Origin of the sequence: Micromonospora sp. GCM10011541 (assembly GCF_042650725.1) — a bacterium.
Lineage (GTDB): Bacteria > Actinomycetota > Actinomycetes > Mycobacteriales > Micromonosporaceae > Micromonospora > Micromonospora sicca.
Genome location: NZ_JBHSBP010000035.1, coordinates 223,385 through 241,600, shown reverse-complemented (window position 1 = coordinate 241,600; position 18,216 = coordinate 223,385). Strand labels below are relative to the sequence as shown.

General features: G+C 74.7%; 17 protein-coding genes. 4 read left to right on the top strand and 13 right to left on the bottom strand.

What is annotated here, in order from left to right; all coding sequences use genetic code 11:
- Positions 1-13: 13 nt before the first annotated feature.
- From ACFOYX_RS15100 to ACFOYX_RS15060, 9 genes are all read right to left on the bottom strand, one after another.
- Entirely contained in the window at positions 14-382 is a 369-nt protein-coding gene (locus tag ACFOYX_RS15100) for an FKBP-type peptidyl-prolyl cis-trans isomerase (protein ID WP_089013951.1), read from the bottom strand.
- Positions 383-554: 172 nt separating this feature from the next.
- Positions 555-1,130: a DoxX family membrane protein gene (locus tag ACFOYX_RS15095; RefSeq protein ID WP_377534035.1), complete on the bottom strand. Its 576-nt coding sequence runs from the start codon at positions 1,128-1,130 to the stop codon at positions 555-557.
- A gap of 156 nt (positions 1,131-1,286) precedes the next feature.
- Positions 1,287-2,003 (bottom strand): helical backbone metal receptor, encoded by a 717-nt coding sequence (locus ACFOYX_RS15090; RefSeq protein WP_322438982.1) that lies wholly within the window; start codon positions 2,001-2,003, stop codon positions 1,287-1,289.
- Positions 2,004-2,102: 99 nt separating this feature from the next.
- Positions 2,103-2,651, bottom strand: coding sequence for a hypothetical protein (locus tag ACFOYX_RS15085; RefSeq protein ID WP_322438981.1), 549 nt, complete (start codon positions 2,649-2,651; stop codon positions 2,103-2,105).
- Positions 2,648-3,166: a hypothetical protein gene (locus tag ACFOYX_RS15080; RefSeq protein WP_322438980.1), complete on the bottom strand. Its 519-nt coding sequence runs from the start codon at positions 3,164-3,166 to the stop codon at positions 2,648-2,650. The genes ACFOYX_RS15085 and ACFOYX_RS15080 overlap by 4 nt, the downstream gene beginning before the upstream one ends.
- 1 nt (position 3,167) lies before the next feature.
- On the bottom strand, positions 3,168-3,566 hold the full coding sequence (locus tag ACFOYX_RS15075; RefSeq protein WP_322438979.1) for an Asp23/Gls24 family envelope stress response protein: 399 nt from the start codon (positions 3,564-3,566) through the stop codon (positions 3,168-3,170).
- A gap of 11 nt (positions 3,567-3,577) precedes the next feature.
- Positions 3,578-3,766, bottom strand: a complete 189-nt coding sequence (locus tag ACFOYX_RS15070; protein ID WP_109804890.1) for a hypothetical protein — start codon at positions 3,764-3,766, stop codon at positions 3,578-3,580.
- A 98-nt stretch (positions 3,767-3,864) separates the two neighbouring features.
- Positions 3,865-4,971: a DICT sensory domain-containing protein gene (locus ACFOYX_RS15065; RefSeq protein ID WP_322438978.1), complete on the bottom strand. Its 1,107-nt coding sequence runs from the start codon at positions 4,969-4,971 to the stop codon at positions 3,865-3,867.
- Between the two features lie 93 nt (positions 4,972-5,064).
- Complete coding sequence (locus ACFOYX_RS15060; protein WP_322438977.1) at positions 5,065-5,655, bottom strand: GNAT family N-acetyltransferase; 591 nt, start codon at positions 5,653-5,655, stop codon at positions 5,065-5,067.
- A gap of 124 nt (positions 5,656-5,779) precedes the next feature.
- Here ACFOYX_RS15060 and ACFOYX_RS15055 point away from each other — a divergent pair, with 124 nt between their 5' ends.
- Together ACFOYX_RS15055 and ACFOYX_RS15050 are read left to right on the top strand one after the other, a co-directional pair.
- Positions 5,780-6,652, top strand: a complete 873-nt coding sequence (locus ACFOYX_RS15055; protein WP_322438976.1) for a DUF2726 domain-containing protein — start codon at positions 5,780-5,782, stop codon at positions 6,650-6,652.
- A gap of 322 nt (positions 6,653-6,974) precedes the next feature.
- A complete protein-coding gene (locus tag ACFOYX_RS15050; protein ID WP_322438975.1) occupies positions 6,975-8,300 on the top strand; it encodes a hypothetical protein in 1,326 nt (441 codons plus the stop codon).
- 61 nt (positions 8,301-8,361) lie between these two features.
- On the opposite strand, the gene ACFOYX_RS15045 is transcribed toward ACFOYX_RS15050, so the two are convergent.
- Together ACFOYX_RS15045 and ACFOYX_RS15040 are read right to left on the bottom strand one after the other, a co-directional pair.
- The gene (locus ACFOYX_RS15045) at positions 8,362-9,609 is read right to left on the bottom strand and encodes an MFS transporter (protein ID WP_236648452.1); all 1,248 of its coding nucleotides are present in this window, start codon (positions 9,607-9,609) and stop codon (positions 8,362-8,364) included.
- Positions 9,610-9,942: 333 nt separating this feature from the next.
- Entirely contained in the window at positions 9,943-10,290 is a 348-nt protein-coding gene (locus tag ACFOYX_RS15040) for an Lsr2 family protein (protein WP_322438974.1), read from the bottom strand.
- A gap of 259 nt (positions 10,291-10,549) precedes the next feature.
- Here ACFOYX_RS15040 and lon point away from each other — a divergent pair, with 259 nt between their 5' ends.
- Positions 10,550-12,886 (top strand): endopeptidase La, encoded by a 2,337-nt coding sequence (gene lon / locus ACFOYX_RS15035; RefSeq protein ID WP_109804934.1) that lies wholly within the window; start codon positions 10,550-10,552, stop codon positions 12,884-12,886.
- 69 nt (positions 12,887-12,955) lie between these two features.
- Here lon and ACFOYX_RS15030 read toward each other — a convergent pair whose 3' ends face one another.
- Positions 12,956-14,752 (bottom strand): DEAD/DEAH box helicase, encoded by a 1,797-nt coding sequence (locus tag ACFOYX_RS15030; RefSeq protein ID WP_322438973.1) that lies wholly within the window; start codon positions 14,750-14,752, stop codon positions 12,956-12,958.
- Positions 14,753-14,982: 230 nt separating this feature from the next.
- Positions 14,983-17,202 carry a family 43 glycosylhydrolase gene (locus ACFOYX_RS15025; RefSeq protein ID WP_322438972.1) on the bottom strand — a complete coding sequence of 740 codons (2,220 nt, stop codon included), beginning with the start codon at positions 17,200-17,202 and terminating at the stop codon, positions 14,983-14,985.
- Positions 17,203-17,333: 131 nt separating this feature from the next.
- Between ACFOYX_RS15025 and ACFOYX_RS15020 the strand changes: the two genes are divergently transcribed.
- The gene (locus tag ACFOYX_RS15020; protein ID WP_322438971.1) at positions 17,334-18,080 is read left to right on the top strand and encodes a helix-turn-helix domain-containing protein; all 747 of its coding nucleotides are present in this window, start codon (positions 17,334-17,336) and stop codon (positions 18,078-18,080) included.
- The last annotated feature ends 136 nt before the right edge of the window (positions 18,081-18,216 follow it).

The following is an 18,216-nucleotide window of genomic DNA, read 5'->3' as shown; positions in this document are numbered from 1 at the left end:
GCTCAGTGCCGGCTCAGCGGACGCCGAGCAGGTCGACCACGAAGACCAGGGTCTCGTTCGGCTTGATGACCCCGCCGGCGCCCCGGCTGCCGTAGCCCAGGTGCGGCGGGATGGTCAGCCGGCGGCGGCCGCCGACCTTCATGCCCACCACGCCCTGGTCCCAGCCGGCGATGACCTGACCGCCGCCGAGCGGGAACTCGAAGCTCTCACCCCGGTTCCACGACGCGTCGAACTCGCGGCCCGTCGAGTGGGCCACCCCGACGTAGTGCACGCTGGCCAGCTGACCCGGCTGCGCCTCCGGGCCTTCGCCGACGGTGATGTCCTCGATGACGAGATCGGCGGGCGGCGCGCCCTCGATCGGGCCTACCTCGGGCTTGTCCATGCGTAGGTCTCCTACCTCGGTGGTGGATCCGGTCCCCGTCGATCCTGCCCGATAGCGGCCCGCCGATACGCGTCAGTCCCCGCCGGACGACCGGGCGGGGACCGTGGGCGTACGCAATGGCGGGGGTCACGCCGGTGACGCCCGCCCTGTCGGTGGTGCCAGATCCGTCACTTCACTTCAGCCAGGGAAGCCGCTGGACGATGGGGAGCTTCGCCCAGGCCCGGCCGAGCCCGAGGGTGTTGCCGGCGCCGACCAGGGCCAGCCCGGCCAGCAGACCCGCGTAGATCAGGTGGTCGTCCATGACCGGGTTGTTCTCGGGGGGCAGCACGGCCGTCCACATCATGACCAGCAGGATCCCGCCGGCGACCGCGGCGACCCGGGTGCCGACGCCCAGCAGCAGTGCGACGCCGATGCCCGCGAGGCCCACCATGAACAGCCAGTCCGCCCAGGCCGCGCCCGCGATGTCCTGGTACAGACCCTGGAACGGGCCGGCGGCACCGAAGGTGAGGAAGCCCTTGGTGGGGCTGCCCCCGTTGATCCAGGCGTTCTTCGCGGCGGTCTCGTGGCCGAGGCCGAACATCTTGTCCAGGAAGGCCCACAGGAAGGTCCAGCCCAGCGCGATCCGGAGACCCGCGAAGACGTACCGGGTGGCCTTCTGACCGATGGTCTCGACGTCACGGGTGGTCCCGGCCGCCGGAGCGATGGTGTTGGCGGTGATCCGCTCGACTGTCGCGGTCATGGTTTCCACGTCCCTTCCTGTGCCTCGCACCGCGCTTCCCGGTGGCAGCTTCATTCCACCTCCGCCCCGTCGTCGCGGGCAGGGCCGACCGGGCCGCTCCTGCCCGGGACCTTGGTCCCCTCCCGGCCCGGTCCGGACGGCCTTCCCGGTCCGGGCCAGCCCGGTTCAGCCGGCCTGGGCGAGCTGGGCGGCGAGCAGCGCGGGCGCCTCGGCGAGGGACGGGCCGTACCAGGTCAGGTGCCGCCCGGAGACCAGCGCGCAGGGCACGCCGGGAAAGGATTCCCGTCCGTCGTCGGCGGTGAACCGGTACGGCTCGTCCGGCAGCACCACCAGCTCCGGCGGATGCGCCCGCAGCTCGGCCAGGTCTGGGCGGGGATAGCGCTCGGCGTGGTCGGCGTACAGGTTCGCCACGCCGAGCCGGCGCAGCACGTCACCGGCGAACGTCCGGCTGCCGAGCACCACCCACGGCCGGCGCCACACCGGTACGACCGCCCGGCGGAGCGTTCCGGGCTCGGGCAGGGTGGCCCAGGCCCGGCGGGCCGCCACGAGCCAGTCCGGCTCGGTGGTCGCGCCGAGCGCGCCGGCCAGCTCGGCCAGCTCGGTCAGCGCCTCGGGCACGGTACGCGGAAACGTGACCCGTACCGGGACCCCGGCCGTGACCAGGGCGTCGGCGTCGGCACGGCGGTTCTCCTCCTCGTTGAGCAGGACCAGGTCGGGCCGGAGCGCGAGCACCCGGTCCAGGTCCGGGTACTTGCTGCCACCGACCCGGGTGACGTCCAGGCCAACCGGGTGGGTGCACCAGTCGGTGGCGCCGACCAGCACCTCGGGGCGGGTCAGCGCCACCGCCTCGGTCAGGGACGGCACCAGGGACACCACCCGCACCCGTCGCTCCTCTCCGCCGCAGATCGGACCCCGATCATGCCGCACGGCACGTGGCCGCCCGCCACGGCTTCCGGCCTGGGGAGGTGCCGGCGGCGCCGGTCAGGGTTCCGCGTCCACCCGGGCGGTCACGTCGAGGTGGGCGGGGCGGCAGCCGACGGTCGCGGCGAACCGCCGGACGGCGGCGTCGACGTGTTCGCGGATGACGGCGGTGCCGGCGCGGGGGTCGAGGTGCACCTCCACCCAGAAGTCGGGCCGGCCCGTGGGGCCGGTGAGCAGCACCCGCGCCCGGCGCACGCCGGGTTCCCGGAGCAGGTCCCGCTCCAGCGCGCCGGTGAGCACCCCGCTGTCCACCCGGGTACGCCCACCCCCGTCGCCGCCGTGCACCAGGGTGCCCGCCAGCCGGCCCGGCACCCGCAGTTCCCGGGCGAGCAGCCGCTGGCCGAGCAGGGCCAGCAGCACGCCGCCGACCACCGCCGCCACGGCGCTCCACGGGGCGCCGGCCCGCCACCAGCGCAGCAGGGCCGCGCCGAGCAGTGGGCTGTCGGCGCCCGGCAGCCGGCCCAGGCTCACCGCCAGGCCGGTACCGCCCAGGGCGGTCAGCAGCAGGGCGACGACCGTCCAGAGCAGCCGGTGCGCGGCGTTGCTCATGCCGCCCGCCGGGCCGGGACCAGCCGGACCTCGACCCGGCCGCGGGTCGGCGCGGCCAGCCGGTCCAGCTCCCGGTGCACCGCGAACTCGACGTCGGAGCGGGCCGCCGGATCGCCGGTGGCGGTCACCCGGGGCCGCCAGGCGTCCCCGCGTCGGCGGATCCGCACCCGGGCCCGCCGTACGCTCGGCACCGAGCGGACCGCTCGGGTCAGCCGTCGTTCGACCGAGCGCCGGTGCAGGTGCCAGCCGTCGGCCCCGTCGAGCCGCAGCCGGGTCGGGTGCCACCGGCGCAGCTCGGCGGCGAGGACGACCAGGCCGATCAGGGTGACCGCGGCGGCCACGATCCGGGCCGGGGCGTCCTGCCAGCGGGTGCCGGTCAGGGCGGCGTGGCCACCGGGGAGCAGCAGGCCGGGGCGGCCGAGCGCCGCGAGCGACGCCTCGACGGCGACGAGGATCCCGCCGGCGAGCAGGGCGACGGCGAGCAGCAGGGTGGCGACCCGGTTGACCGTCCGCACGTCAGCCTCCACTCCCCGGCGGCGTGGTGCCGCCGCCCCGCTCGGGCAGGAGCAGGTCCACCACGGTGATGGTGACACCCGCCACGGTCAGGCCGGTGCGCGCCTCGACCTGGGCGGCCACCCGGCGGCGTACGGCCTCGGCGACGGTCGGCAGGTGCCGGCCGTGGTCGACGGCGAGGTCGAGGTCGACGCGGGCGGCCCGGCCGTCGGCGCGGACGGTCGCCGCCGGGACGGCGACACCCGGGGTTCGTCGCGCGGCGTCCTCGGCGAGCCGGGCGATCCGCTCCTCCGGCCAGCGCTCCCGGGTGGCGTCGGGGCCGGTGAACGCGGCGCCGCGCTTCCGGGTGGCGTCGGCGCCGGTGGGCGCGGTGCGTCCGCGGCGGGGCAGGATGCCGGTCATCGGGGCCCCGGTCAGCGCCGGCGTGGCGGGGCGACCCGGTCGGCGAGCCCGGCCATGGTGACCTCGCCGTCGAGGACCCGGACCAGGAGCCAGCCGACCAGGCCGGCCAGGGTGGCGGCCGCGGCGGCGCCCGGCCCGCCCAGCGCCCAGACCGCCACCAGGAGGAACCCGGCGAGGAACCCGAACTGCTGTCGCGTCATGCCCACCTCCGCTCGCACCGGTCGGCTCATGGGCGCGGCGTACCCGTTCCCGCCGTCGCCAAGCCTGTGCGACGTGGCAATGCTGGAGGTGCGGACCGTCAGGGTGCGCTCGCCGCGACCCGGGCCGGCTCCGGAGCGAGGGTCGCCACCGGTACGCCTTCCCGCGCCGCCCACTCCACCGCGTGCCGCACGTCCGCCACCGGCAGCGGCCGCCGGTCGGTCACCGTGACCGCCGCGTGCACCCCGAAGGCGACGAACGGGTACGACCGGGCCAGCCCGCCGACCGCCTCGTGCACCTGGCCCGCCACGTCCAGCGCCCCCTGCTCGTGCAGCGCCGGCAGCATCAGCAGGTACTCGTTGTCGGCGAGGCGGATCGCCCGGTCCACCGGGCGCAGCACTCCGGTCACCGCGGCGAGCACCGCCTGCGTCTCTCGGGCGGCGCTGCGCCGGCCGAACCGCTCCGGCGCGCCGGCCGGCTCGTCCACCCGCACCCCGACCAGCGCCACCGGCAGCGTGCCGGAGGCGGTTACGCCGTCCATGCCGGTCCACCGGCGCAGGCCCGGCTCGTCGAGCAGCCCGGCCGGTGTGTCCACCGGCTCCGCCTGCCGGGGCGGGTGCGCGCGCTCGCCCCGGGCGGCCAGCATCCGGATCGCGGCCTCGGCCCGGGACTCGCCCGGCCCGGCCGGGATGTCCCGGACCCGGGCGACCACCTCGTCCAACCGGGACCGGGCCGACTCCGGCAACCGGTCCGCGAGGCGTGCCCGTAGCCGGATCACCTCGTGCAGCGCCTCGTCGCGGCGGAAACCCCAGTGGCCCTCGAAGAGCCGCCCGGCCTCCAGCGAGACCGCCGGAGCCACCTCGCCCCGGTCGTACGCCACCAGCGTGGCCCCGAAGCGCGGGGTCAGCGCCACCACGGTCCACTCCCGGGCCAGTTCCTCCGCCTCGTCCAGCATCACCCCGTACGCCCCGGCGGGCAGCTCGGGCGGCGGCGGACCGACCATCCCCACCACGGTCACCGCCGCGCTCGCCGCGATCCGCTCGTAGACCGCGCGTTCCCGGGCGAAGTAGGGCCGCCGCTGGAAGAGGGCGAACACCACCAGCGGGCCGTCCTCGGCGGTGGCCAGGGCGGCCCGTTCGATGGCATGGGAGACGGCGACGAGGCTGCGCTTGGTCGACCGTTGCGGGGTCCGTCCACTCTGCGGCACCCGACCGAGCCTAGAGGGGTCGTCCGCCCGGCGCACCGGCCGCGCGGACGGCGGCTGTCGTCCGCCCGGCGCAGCGGCCGCCCGGACGGCGGGTCAGCGTCCCGCCGGTGACGGGGAAGCGGACGACCGGCGGTCCCGCCACTCCCGTCGGGTCAGCGCGTACTCCACCTCGCCGTGCTCGGCTCCCTCGATCGCCTCCGGCCAGTCCTGGTGGAAGGTCCGCACGTACGCCAGTCCGGCCTTCTCCATCACCCGCCGCGACCCGCGGTTGACCGCCATCGTGGTGGCGACGATCCGGACCACGCCCAGCTCGGCGAAGCCCTTGTCGACCAGTGCGCGGGCTCCCTCGGTGGCGTACCCGGCGCCCCAGGCGGCCCGGCGCAGCCGATAGCCCAGCTCGACCTCCCGGGGGTCGCCGTCCGTGGTCGGCCGGAACTCGAACCAGCCGAGGAACATGCCGTCGTGCCGCCGCTCCGCGGCCCACCAGCCCCAGCCCGGCGGACGCCGGTACGCCGCCAGCATCCGCGGCAGCACCCGGTCGCGGATCTCGGCCGCCGGGGTGGGGCGGCCCCCGGTGAGGTACCGCATCACGGCCGGGTCGCCGTCCAACTCGGTGAGCAGCGGCGCGTCGGCGGCGGTGAACTCGCGCAGCGCCAGCCGGGCGGTGGTGAGGAAGGTCGACACGTGCTCATCCCAGCGGCGCCGGCCGGTCCGGGCAACCGGATTCGGCCGCACCGGCGACGCGCTCACCATGATCGACGTCCTAGACTCGGTCCGGTCGACCGACCGACGGATGGATCTGGCGAAGATGACGAGTACCGGCAGCGAGGACACGCCCTGGCTGCGCCCGATCACGGCCGGGGGTGCGCCGCTGCTGACCCGGGCCGGTCAGGTGGGGTACGCGTCGCGCCGGCTCAGCGAGCTGGTGCACGGGCGACCGCCGGGCATCACCGGACACCAGTGGAGCACCGCCATCCGGGAGGGCTTCGACCAGGTGGTGTGCGCCGCGGACACCGGCCGGCCACTGTTCGCCGTGGACATCGCTCCGCCGCCGCCGGCCGGCTCGGCGGAGCAGCGCGCCGAGCGGATGAAGAGCGCGGTCTGCGCGGCGGTCGGCCTGGCGGTGCTGCGCATCGAGTCGCCGACGTTGCGCGGCGCCGACCACGGCCGCCGGATCGTCGAGTACGTCATCGACGCGCGCGCCTACGCGGACGCCACCGCCGCCGGGGCGGAGGGCGCCGAGCCGGTCGGGTTCCGGGACATCATCGGCCGGCTCCCCGACGGGCGCAGCGGGCACGTCAACGACCTCGGCGCGCTGACCCGGGCCGCCGTCGTGGAGGCGTACGTGGACCGGCGGCTCGCCGATCCCATCGTCCGGGGCCTGCACGCACTCTGGAAGAACGGGCCGGCCGAGGGGTGGAGCTGGGTCGAGGTGCGGCCCGGCCGGTGCCTGGTCGAACGGGTCCAGGTCTTCCCGCAGCGGTTCTCCTGCGGGGTGGACCCGGCGCGGCTCGCCGAGGACCTGTCCGCCCTGGCGGTCGGGGAGCGGGTACGCGGCCTGGACGCGGGCGAGCCGCCGCTGGTGGACCGGGAGCGGCTCCGCCGCGACATCCGGCTCCTCGCGTCCCGCCGGGACGAGTTGGCGGGCGGCTTCGCCTTCGAGCACCTCTGCGCCGACTGACCACCCGCGCCGGCAAACCGCGCCGCTCCGTGCGGCGCCACGCCCGTCGCGCATGCCCACGCCGGCCGCCGGCAGGGCGCACGGGTCGACCCCGTCGCGGAGTTTTCCGATCCCCGCTTGAACCTTCGCCGCCGTCGCTCCGTACCTAAGCGCGAATGGACCCAGATCTTCGCAGCCGCGTCGGCAGGCGCGGGAGACGGTGCGGAAAGGGCATCGTCGGTCATCGACGTGCGAGCGGAACGTCGCAGTGATCCTCACCCCGAATTCGTCGGTCCGCCGGGGGTCACGAGTCAGCCACCGGATCGAGAAGGAGAGCATTTCGATGCGCAGGTCCACACGGGCGCGCCGGCCATCCGGGAACGCGCGGAGCAAGCGACTGCTGGCCGTTGTCGGCACGCTCGCGGTCTTCGGCGGAATCGTCGCCGTGACCCAGATCTCGTCGGCCCAGGACCGGCGGACGTACACCCGCGCCGCCTCGGCGTCGTGCGTCGCGCCCAGCCCCGGCGCCACCTCGCCGAGCGGCCAGGGCAGCACGACCCGGACGTGGCAGAACGGCCGCTGGGTGCGCAACCACTGGGGTGACGGGCAGATGTCCGTCGCCGAGTGCCAGGCGGTCAAGGCCGGCAACGGCGGCGCCGCGGCCGGCCCGCCCACCGTGGCCTGTCCGGACGTGAAGGGCAAACTTCCGCAGGTCCCCGCCGAGGCGCGCAACGAGGTGGACCGCAACCTCGCCCTGTTGGACGCCCAGATCGCCGAGGCCAACCGGCGGCTCGCCGCCGACGCCGGCCGCAACGGCCAGGACTTCATCAACAACGCGATCCTGCGGCCGCTGGCCGACAAGCGGAAGGCGACGTTGAACCGGATCGCGACCGCGATCGGGCGGGTGGCGCAGCGACCGCAGGGGCTCGACCAGCTCGCCCAGTGCGCCCTCGCCGACGCCGGTCAGAACGCTGGCGGGAACACCGGCGGTCAGAACGGCGGCGGTCAGAACGGCGGCCAGAACAACAATGGCGGCCAGACCGGCGGCAACAACAACGGCGGCCAGACCGGCGGGAACAACAACGGCGGGAACAACAACGGCGGGAACAACAACGGTGGCAACGGGCTGGGCGTCCTCGCCAAGGACTGCACGAACAGCAAGCTCCAGCCGCACGACGGTTTCCAGAACGGGAACCGCTGCGTGAGCACCGCTTTCGGTGAGGTGGGCGCCGCCGCGAACAATCCCTCGCTGCTCATCACGCAATTCCCCAACCAGGTCAACCGGAACGAGCCGTTCACCCTCCGGGTCACCACCAAGAACCTGGTCCGGGACCGCTTCCTCGCGGCCGGCCAGGGCGGTTACTACCTGGAGAGCTCGCTGCTGAACGACCAGGGCCTGGTACGCGGACACTTCCACACCGCCTGCCGGATGCTCAACGACACCCGGCAGCCCCCGAACCCGCAGGACGTGCCGGCGTTCTTCGTGGCCACCGAGGACGGTCGGGGCAGCGACCAGCCGGACGACGTGCAGATCCAGATCCCCGGCCTGCCGCAGTCGGGTCTCGCGCAGTGCGCGGTCTGGGCCGGTGACGGTTCGCACCGCATCCCGATGATGGAGCGGGCCAACCAGACCCCCGCCTTCGACGTGGTGCGGATCGAGGTCAACTGAGACCGGGTCGGTCGACGGCCGGAGCCGCCCGGGGGGTGCGCCCCGGGCGGTTCCGTTGCCGTCAGACCAGCGCGGGCGCCGGTCGGACCGGTTCCTCGGCCGGGGCGCGCAGCGCCCCGATGCGCCGGGTGCGGGCCGGCGCGGCGAGCAGGTTGCCGACCGCCACCAGCAGGGCCAGGCCGAACAGGCCCAGCCAGAGCGTGGTGTCGCCGAACCGGTCGGTGACCAGCCCGCCGACGGTCGGGCCGCCGAAGCTGGCGAAGGCGTACCCGAGGGAGTAGACGCCCTGGTAGCGGCCGCGCTGAGCGGTGGGGGAGAGGTCCGCGGTGAGCGCCGAGTTGGCCGGCGTCATCGTCATCTCGCCGAGCGTCCAGACCAGCACGGCGAGTCCGTAGAACCAGACGCTGTCCGCCAGCGCGGTGAGCGCGAAGCCGGTGCCGACCACCACCGCCGCCACCGCGACGGTGCGGGACCGGTCGAAGCGGGCGATCAGCCGCGGCACGAAGAGCTGCCCGACCACGATCATCAGGCCGTTCACCGCGATGACCGGCCCGTACGCCGCCGCGGGCAGCCCGTCGGCCTGCAACGCCACCGGCAGCATCACGTTCGCCTCGATGCAGAGCCAGACCAGCCCGGTGAGCGCGGTGAAGGTCAGGAAGACCGGGTCCCGCAGCACCACGCCGAGCCCACCCCGGTCCGCCCGGGTGAACTGTTCGACGGTGACCGGGGCCGGCCGGGACTCGGGCACCTTGACCGCGATCAGCGTGGCCGTGCCGAGCAGCACGGCGGCGTTGACCAGGAAGAGCAGCAACGGGTCCACCCGGACCAGCAGACCGGCCACGGTCGCGGCCACGGAGAAGCCGATGTTGATCGCCCAGTAGTTGAGCGTCATCGCCCGCAGCCGGTCGCGGTCGCCGACCACGTCGATGATGGTGGCGGTGAAGGCCGGTCGGGCGACGCCGAGGAAGAGCCCGAGCAGCAGGGTCAGCAGCGCGATGCCGACCGGCTGAGTGGTCAGCCCGAGGACGGTCGCGACCCCCGCGGCCGTGACGTTGCCGGCCAGCATCGCCGGCCGCCGCCCCCACCGGTCCGCGATCATCCCGCCGAGCAGCGTGCCGAGCGCGCTGCCGGCGCCGTGCAACCCGATCACCATCCCCGCGTACGACGCGTCGAAGTGCCGTACGGAGACCAGGTAGACGCCGAGGTAGATGGCGACGAAGCTGCCCAGCCGGTTGATCAGCGTGGCTGTCCACAGGTACCAGAACGTGCGCGGCAGTCCACCCGCCGTCTGCCGCCACCAGGTCGCCATGCGCCACCCCCGAGAGTCGTCCGTGTAATGCCTGCTAGCTACGCCGGTCATTACAACCTAGGGGTACGACAGGGTTCCGGTCACGCGTCGATCATGGTGGCGCCGCTCACCCTCGGGCCGTACCGTCGCGGATGTGGACCGAGCGCTTCCCGGCGCGGCTCGTGGGCCAGCTCGACGTGGCCCGGCAGCTGATCGACGGGACGACCGGGGAGTGACCGTCCCGCGCGGGAGCGACCCGCACGGCGGGAAATTGTGAACGGTTGAAAAAGCGGACCGGGGCCACGCTGATTTCTCAGCGTGACCCCGGCGTGCCCGAAGGTGATCCCCGACCGCTCAGCGGTTCTGGTACGCCTCCACCACGGAGACCGGGATGCGGCCCCGCTCGGAAATCTCGTACCCGTTCTTGACGGCCCATTCCCGGATGGCGCGGTTCTGCTCGCGGTCCATTCCCGAGGTGGCGGGGCGCCCCGGCCGGCGGGTGGGGCGGCCAGCCTCGACCGGTCCGCGGCCGATTCGCCGGCCTGCGCTGATGTACGGGTCCAGCGCCTTGCGCAGCACGCCCGCGTTCTCGTCGGAGACGTCGATGGTGTACGCCACGCCGTCCAGGCTGAACTCGACGGTCCGATCGGCCTTTCCGCCGTCGAGGTCGTCGGTCAGAACGGTGATTACTTTCCTTGCCATCGCCATTGCTCCCTGTGTCGGGCGGGGTGTGGCTAAGAGTTTGACCTATGACGCGGCGAATTCGCAACAATACCGGCCGTTTGCCATTCGGCGGGTCACCTAATCCGGTCGCGGAATCGTGGGGCCGGGCCGGTCGGGGTGGGCGGGGCAGCGACCGCCGGCCGGGCCGGGGGAGTGGCGTGGGTCACAGGTAGGAACAAAGGGAACGCATTGTTACTTGAGCCTGTCACGCTCAACTCAACCCGATAGCAGGTGTTCGATGGCAACTCTTCCGGTACTTCCACTGACCGACGCCGTCCTGCTGCCCGGCATGGTCATCCCGGTGACCCTCGACCCGACCACCCAGGCCGCGGTCGACGCGGCCCGCGCCACCGGTGACAAGAAGCTCCTCGCCGTGCCCCGCCTCGATGGGGAGTACGGCTCCGTCGGCACGGTCGCCACCATCGAGAAGGTCGGCCGGCTGCCCGACGGGGAACCCGCCGCGGTCGTCCGCGGCCTGTCCCGGGCCCGGATCGGCTCCGGCGTCCCCGGACCCGGCGCCGCCCTCTGGGTCGAGGCGACCGAGCTCGACGAGCCCGCCCCGGCCGGCAAGGCCCGGGAACTCGCCCGCGAGTACCGCGCGCTGATGACCTCGGTCCTCCAGCAGCGCGGCGCGTGGCAGGTCATCGACGCCATGGAGCGGATGACCGACCTCTCCGAGCTGGCCGACGCGGCCGGCTACGCGCCCTGGCTCAGCCTGGCGCAGAAGACCGAACTGCTCGCCGCGCCGGACGTCACCGCCCGGCTGGAGCTCCTCGTCGGCTGGGTGAAGGACCACCTCGCCGAGCAGGAGGTCACCGAGCGGATCAACACCGACGTCCGCGAGGGGCTGGAGAAGTCCCAGCGGGAGTTCCTGCTCCGCCAGCAGCTCGCCGCGATCCGCAAGGAACTCGGCGAGGACGAGCCGGACGGCTCCGCCGACTACCGCAGCCGGGTGGAGAGCGCCGACCTGCCGGAGAAGGTCCGCGAGGCGGCGCTGCGGGAGGTCGGCAAGCTGGAGCGGGCCAGCGACGCCTCTCCGGAGGCCGGCTGGATCCGCACCTGGCTCGACACGGTGCTGGAGATGCCGTGGAACACGCGTACCGCGGACAACACCGACCTGGCCGCGGCCCGCGCGGTGCTCGACGCCGACCACGCCGGCCTGGCCGACGTGAAGGACCGCATCCTGGAGTACCTCGCGGTGCGCAACCGGCGGGCCGAGCGCAACCTCGGCGTCGTCGGCGGCCGCGGCTCCGGCGCGGTGCTCGCCCTCGCCGGCCCGCCCGGCGTCGGCAAGACCAGCCTCGGCGAGTCCGTCGCCCGGGCGCTCGGCCGCAACTTCGTCCGGGTCTCCCTCGGCGGGGTCCGCGACGAGGCGGAGATCCGCGGCCACCGGCGCACCTACGTCGGCGCGCTGCCCGGCCGGATCGTCCGCGCCCTGCGCGAGGCCGGCTCGATGAACCCGGTGGTGCTCCTCGACGAGGTGGACAAGCTGGCCGCCGGCTACTCCGGCGACCCGGCCGCCGCCCTGCTCGAGGTGCTCGACCCGGCGCAGAACCACACCTTCCGGGACCACTACCTGGAAGTCGACCTCGACCTGTCCGACGTGCTCTTCCTGGCCACCGCGAACGTGGTGGAGACCATCCCCGGCCCGCTGCTGGACCGGATGGAGCTGGTCACCCTGGACGGCTACACCGAGGACGAGAAGGTGGCCATCGCCCGCGACCACCTGCTGCCCCGGCAGCGGGAACGGGCCGGGCTGACCGCCGACGAGGTCACCGTCGCCGACGAGGCCCTGGCCCGGATCGCGGGGGAGTACACCCGGGAGGCCGGCGTCCGGCAGCTCGAACGCGCCCTGGCGAAGATCCTGCGCAAGGTCGCGGTCGCGCTGGCGTCCGACCCGGCGCCGGTCCGGGTGGACGACGGCAACCTGGCCCGCTACCTGGGCCGGCCGAAGTTCACCCCGGAGTCGGCCGAGCGGACCGCGGTGCCCGGCGTGGCCACCGGCCTGGCGGTCACCGGTGCCGGCGGCGACGTGCTCTTCATCGAGGCCACCAGCATGGAGGGCGAGCCCGGGCTGACCCTGACCGGCCAGCTCGGCGACGTGATGAAGGAGTCCGCGCACATCGCGCTGTCGTACCTGCGCTCCAACGGGCGACGCCTCGGCATCGACCCGAACGCCCTCGCCGGGCGGCGGATCCACGTGCACTTCCCGGCGGGTGCGGTGCCCAAGGACGGGCCGAGCGCCGGCATCACCATGGTGACCGCGCTGGCCTCCCTGGTGACCGGCCGTCCGGTCCGCCCCGAGTTCGGGATGACCGGCGAGGTCACCCTCTCCGGCCGGGTGCTGCCCATCGGCGGGGTGAAGCAGAAGCTGCTCGCCGCCCACCGGGCCGGCCTGACCGAGGTCATCATCCCGGCCCGCAACGAGCCGGACCTCGACGACCTGCCCACCGAGGTCCGCGAGGCGCTGACCATCCACACCCTCGCCGACGTCGCCGACGTGCTCGCCCTGGCGCTGCGCCCGGCCGACGTCGACGCGGAGACCCTCGGCGGCCAGACGCTCAGCGCGGCCTGACCGCCACCCGCCCCGGCGGGACGCACCGAGGCCCCCGGTCGACCGACCGGGGGCCTCGGCATGCGTACGTCAGCGCCGCTCGCGCCGGTCGCCGCCGAAGTCCCGGTCGCGGCGCTCGGGCCGGTCCGCCCCTTCGAAGCGACGCCCGCCGCCCCCGTCGCCGTCACGATCCCGCCGTACGGTGGCCTTGCGGCCCTTGATGGTGCTGCCGCGCAGCCCGGCGATCACCTCGTCGGCGACCCCGGACGGCACCTCGACCAGCGAGAACCGGTCGGCGATCTCGATCGAGCCGATGTCCCGGCCGCTGAGCTGGGTTTCCCCGGTGATCGCCCCGACCAGGTCCTGCGGCCGGACCCCGGCGCGCCGGCCCAGCCCGATGAAGACCTGCGCGGTGCCACCGGTACGCGGTCGGGCGCCGCCGCGCCGCTCCCCGCCGCGCGCCTCGTACCCGGGCCGGGTCTCCCGCTGCGGCCGGACCGCGACCTGCGGGATCTCCTCCTCGTCGGGGGCGCCGGGCAGCGTCGCCTCGTGGGCCAGCTTCACCGCGGCGAGGGCGACCTCCATCATGTCGAACTCGTCCGACAGCGTCTCCACGATCACCCGGAACGGGTCGAGGTCGTCCTCCAGCAGGCTCTCCCGCAGCGCGGCCTGGGTCAGCTCTAGCCGCCGGGTGCGCAGGTCCGCCACCGTCGGGATCTTGTCGATGGCGATCCGCTGCCCGGTGACCCGCTCGATGGTCTTGAGCATCCGGTGCTCGCGCGGCTCGGCGAGGGTGATCGCCACGCCCTCCCGGCCGGCCCGGCCCACCCGGCCGATCCGGTGCACGTACGACTCCGGCGCCGACGGCACGTCGTAGTTGACCACGTGGGTGAGCTGCTCGATGTCCAGGCCGCGGGCCGCCACGTCGGTGGCCACCAGCAGGTCGGCGGTGCCGGAGCGCAGCCGCCCCATCACCCGGTCCCGCTGCTCCTGGCTCATGCCACCGTGCAGCGCCTCGGCCCGGTAGCCCCGGCCGTTCATCGTCTCGGTGAGCCGGTCCACCTCCTCCCGGCTGCGGCAAAAGACGATCGCTGCGGTGGGGGACTCCACGTCGAGCACCCGGCCCAGCGCCGCCGGCTTGTGCCCGCGGGCCACGATGTACGCGCTCTGCCGCACCCGGGGCGCCTCGCCGGCCACCGGCCGCTCCCGCTCGATCTGGATGCGCTCCGGGTCGGTGAGGTGTTTACGGGCCAGCCCGTCGATCCGGGACGGCAAGGTCGCCGAGAAGAGCACCGTCTGCCGCTGCTCCGGGGCGTGCTCCAGGATCGCCTCGATGTCCTCCGCGAAGCCCATGTCGAGCATCTCGTCCGCTTCGTCCAGCACCACGGTGGCGAGTGAGCTCAGGCGCAGGGTGCCCCGGGCGATGTGGTCCAGCGCCCGGCCGGGGGTGGCCACCACCACGTCCACGCCCATGTCCAGGGCGCGCAGCTGACGGCCGATCGGCTGGCCGCCGTAGATCGGCAGGACCCGGGTGCCGAGGTCCTTGCCGTAGCGGTGGAACGCCTCGGAGACCTGCACCGCCAGCTCCCGAGTGGGCACCAGCACCAGCGACACCGGGTCACCGGCGCTCCGGTCGTCCGGCATCCGCTGCAGCAGCGGGAGGGCGAACGCGGCGGTCTTGCCCGTACCGGTCGCCGCCTGCCCCAGCAGGTCCCGGCCGGCCAGCAGCGGCGGGATCGCTTCCCGCTGGATCGGGGTCGGCTCCTCGTAGCCGAGCGCGGAGAGCGCGCCGAGCAGTTCGGCGCGCAGCCCGAGATCCGCGAAGGCGGTCGCCTCGTCGGCGTCGGCGGTGGGGGTGGGGTCGGTCGGTGTTGGTGCGGAACTCATGGGACAAGCCTTTCATCACGGCCCGCGGCTCGTCGCGCCGACCGGCACAACCGTCACCCGCGCCACCCGGCGGGCGGCCTCAGCTCTCCTCGGGCGGCCTCCGCGCCGGCGAGACCCGGACGGTGCACGAGCTGGCGGCCGCCTGGCCGCGGTCGACGGCACGGCCCGCATCCGCGGCTGAACCGGCCGGCGGCGGCCGTCCGCACGACGGCGGACGGCCTCCGCGCGGCTCAGCGGTGGAACCGCAGGTAGTCGAAGACCGCGGTCACCGGCGGGTTGGCGCCGCCGTGCGCGACCAGGCCGATCCGGGGCGTCGTGTCGGCCGGGAAGGTCCACACCCCGCCCCAGGTCCAGTGCACGCCGTCTCGGCTGGAGGCGGCCCGGAACTCGTGCTCCCCGGTGGCCGGGTCGACGTGGTGGGCCAGCCGCAGCCAGGTGGTGGTGGCCGGGGTGCCGACGATGTTCCCGCCGTACACCGGCCGGCCGGCGAAGGGCAGCTCGTAGCCGTACTCGACCTGCCGGGTGTTCCAGATCGCCACCTGGCTCAGCCGGGCGAACCGGTCGTCGTCCACGTACGCCACCAGGCCGGCCTGCTGGAAGTTGCGGACCGTCTCCTCGCCGAGGTCGAGGGTGACCTTCGTCTCCGCCACGTAGTCCCCGCTGGGCGCGTCGCGCAGCAGCACGCCCGCGGTGTTACCGGTGCCGACCAGGTCGGTCGACTCCACCGGCCAGCGCAGCGCGCCGCCGCTGACCGTGGCGTCCGGGTTCTGCCGGACCCACCGCCAGGCCGGGTCGAGCCCGTCGTCGAACTCGTCGGACCAGTCCGACAGCAGTGGGCCGACGCCTGGCGGCGCCACCGCGTGCCGCGCCGGCCGGTACAGCGGGGCGACGCTCACGTTGTCGAACTCGCCGGTCCCGCCGTCGGCCAGCAGGGTGAGCGGTCCGGCGACCGGGCGGGTCAGGCGCAGCGTGGCCACGGCGAGCTGGTCGCCCAGGCGGGCCGGGCTCAGCTCGGCGACGAGCCGCCGGTCGCGGACCTCGACGGCCAGGTTGTGCCGGTCAGCGGGGTGGAATCCGGCGGGCAGCGGGACGCTCGCGCTCCCCCCGTCGGCCTCGCGGGCGGTCAGGCGCCCGGCCTCGACCCGGACGTCCACCGGGCCGAGCCGCAGCCCGGCGGCGTCCGCGCCGGTCAGCCGCAGGTCGGCCTCCACCCGCACGTCCCCGTCGAGATCGGTACGACTCGTCAGCGCGCCGGTCCCGGTGAGCCGCCCGTCGGCCACCTGCCAGGTGTCGTCGCCGGCTCGCCAGCGGGTGAGCGCGGGGGAGTCGAAGCGTTCGTCGAGCCGGGCGGTGGTGACCGGCGCCGGCCGGGGCTCCTCCGACGGGCCGGCGCCGGCGTTCACGGTGGGCCAGCCGTCGATCCAGTCGAGCCGGTCCAGCAGCATCGGCCGCTCGTTGATCCCGAACGGCTCGTCCAGGTACGGGTCGGCGCGGTCGATCGCGTGGTAGGCGATCCAGTCCTGCCCCGACAGATCGGTGAGGAAGCCGTTGTGGCCGGTGCCGATCCAGCGGTTGCCGTTCTGGGTGAGCACCGGGGTGCCGCCGGCCCGGGAGGCGTCCAACCGCAGCCCGTCCCGGTCGACGAACGGCCCGCGCGGGGCGCGCGCCCGTCCGACCTGGACGGAGTACCCGGTGGCCGGGCCGGCGCAGCAGTTCGCGGTGGAGGCGAAGAGGTAGTACCAGCCGTCGTGGCGGAGCACGTAGCCGCCCTCGAACTTGTTGTCGACGGCGACCAGGCTCGGGGTGCCGACCGCGCGCAGCCCGTCGGCGGTGAGCTCGGTGACCGAGATGCCGCCGTAGTAGCTGCCGAAGTAGAGGTAGTTGCGGCCGTCGACGTCGGTGAACTGGCTCGGGTCGATGGTCCACAGGTAGCCGCCACCGCCGCCGGGGCGCGGGGCGACCACCGGCGCGTCGGCGAAGGTCCACGGGCCGGTCGGGGTGGGCGCGGTGGCCGCCCCGATGGCGGTGTCGAAGGTGTCGGCGGAGACGGTGGTGTCGGTGACCGTCACGTACATCACCCAGTGGTCGCCGATGCGGCGCACGTCGGGCGCCCAGAACGCCGCGCCGGGGGCGGCCCAGGACGGGCGCTGGTCGGGGGCGAACGCGTCGCCGACGTACGTCCAGGCGACCAGGTCGGCGGAGCGGGCGGTGGGCACCCGGTGGGCCTGCTTCTCGCCCTCCCGGAGCGGGTCGGAGGTGCCGTAGGCGTACCAGAGGCCGTCGTCGCCGCGGACCACGACCGGGTCGGCGAAGGTGTCGGCGAATCCAGCGGAGACCGGGTTGCGGTAGCGGTCGGGGCCGGAACCGGCGACGGCCGGCGCGGACGCCGTCGTCGCCAGCACCAGGCCGAGTACGGCGGCGAGCACGCCGCCACGGTGGAGATGTCCCATCAGACCTGCCTCGGGTCGGTGTCGACAGAGGTCACTGCGGTGCCACGTTTCTACAACGTTGGATACAACGATGTAAAGGGCACCGGCATCCTTCGGTGGGCACCGAACCGTCCCCGTGCCAGCATGGGGGTATGACCACCACCAGCCCCGACGGCGGTTCCCTGGCCGGCCTCGCCGCGCTGCTCGCCGACCGCACCCGGGCCAGCTTCTGCCTGGCCCTGCTCGACGGGCGGGCCTGGACGGCGGGGGAGCTGGCCCGTGCCGCGGGGGTGGCCGCGTCCACCGCCAGCGACCACCTCACCCGGCTGGTCCGCGGCGGGCTGCTGGTGGAGGAGCGGCAGGGTCGGCACCGGTATGTCCGCCTGGCCGGCCCGTCGGTGGCCCAGCTCATCGAGGACCTGGCCGGGCACGCCCCCGCCCCAGCCGTGCCACCCCGCACCCTGCGCGCCGCGTCGGCCGGCGCCGCCCTCGCCTACGCCCGGACCTGCTACGACCACCTGGCCGGGCGGCTCGGCGTCCGGCTGTACGACGCGCTGCTCGCCCGGAACCTGCTGGACCGCTCGGGCGGCCTCGCCCTCACCCCCGCCGGCCTCGACTGGCTGGCCGGGATCGGGGTACCGGTCGAGCCGCTGCGAGCCGCCCGGCGGCCGTTGGTACGCGACTGTCTCGACTGGACCGAGCGCCGCCCCCACCTGGCCGGCGCGCTCGGGGCGGCGCTCTGCCACCGCTTCCTCGACCTCGGCTGGACCGTACGCGGCACCGGCCGCGCGGTGCGGCTCACCCCGGCCGGCGCGCCCGCGCTCGCCGCCGCCCTCGATCTCGACCCTTCCGACCTGGCGCCCGCCCCGCCCCGCGACACCGGCGCCGGCCGCGCCTGACCGCCGGCCTTTCGCCCTCCCGCCGCGCCTGCCCTTCCCCTGGCCGCCTGGGTCGGCTGCCGTCCTTGGTCGACTCCGGATCGGCGAGGTGGGGGTGTCTGGGTGGGCGGGATGGCGCCATGTCGCCGAGCTGGCG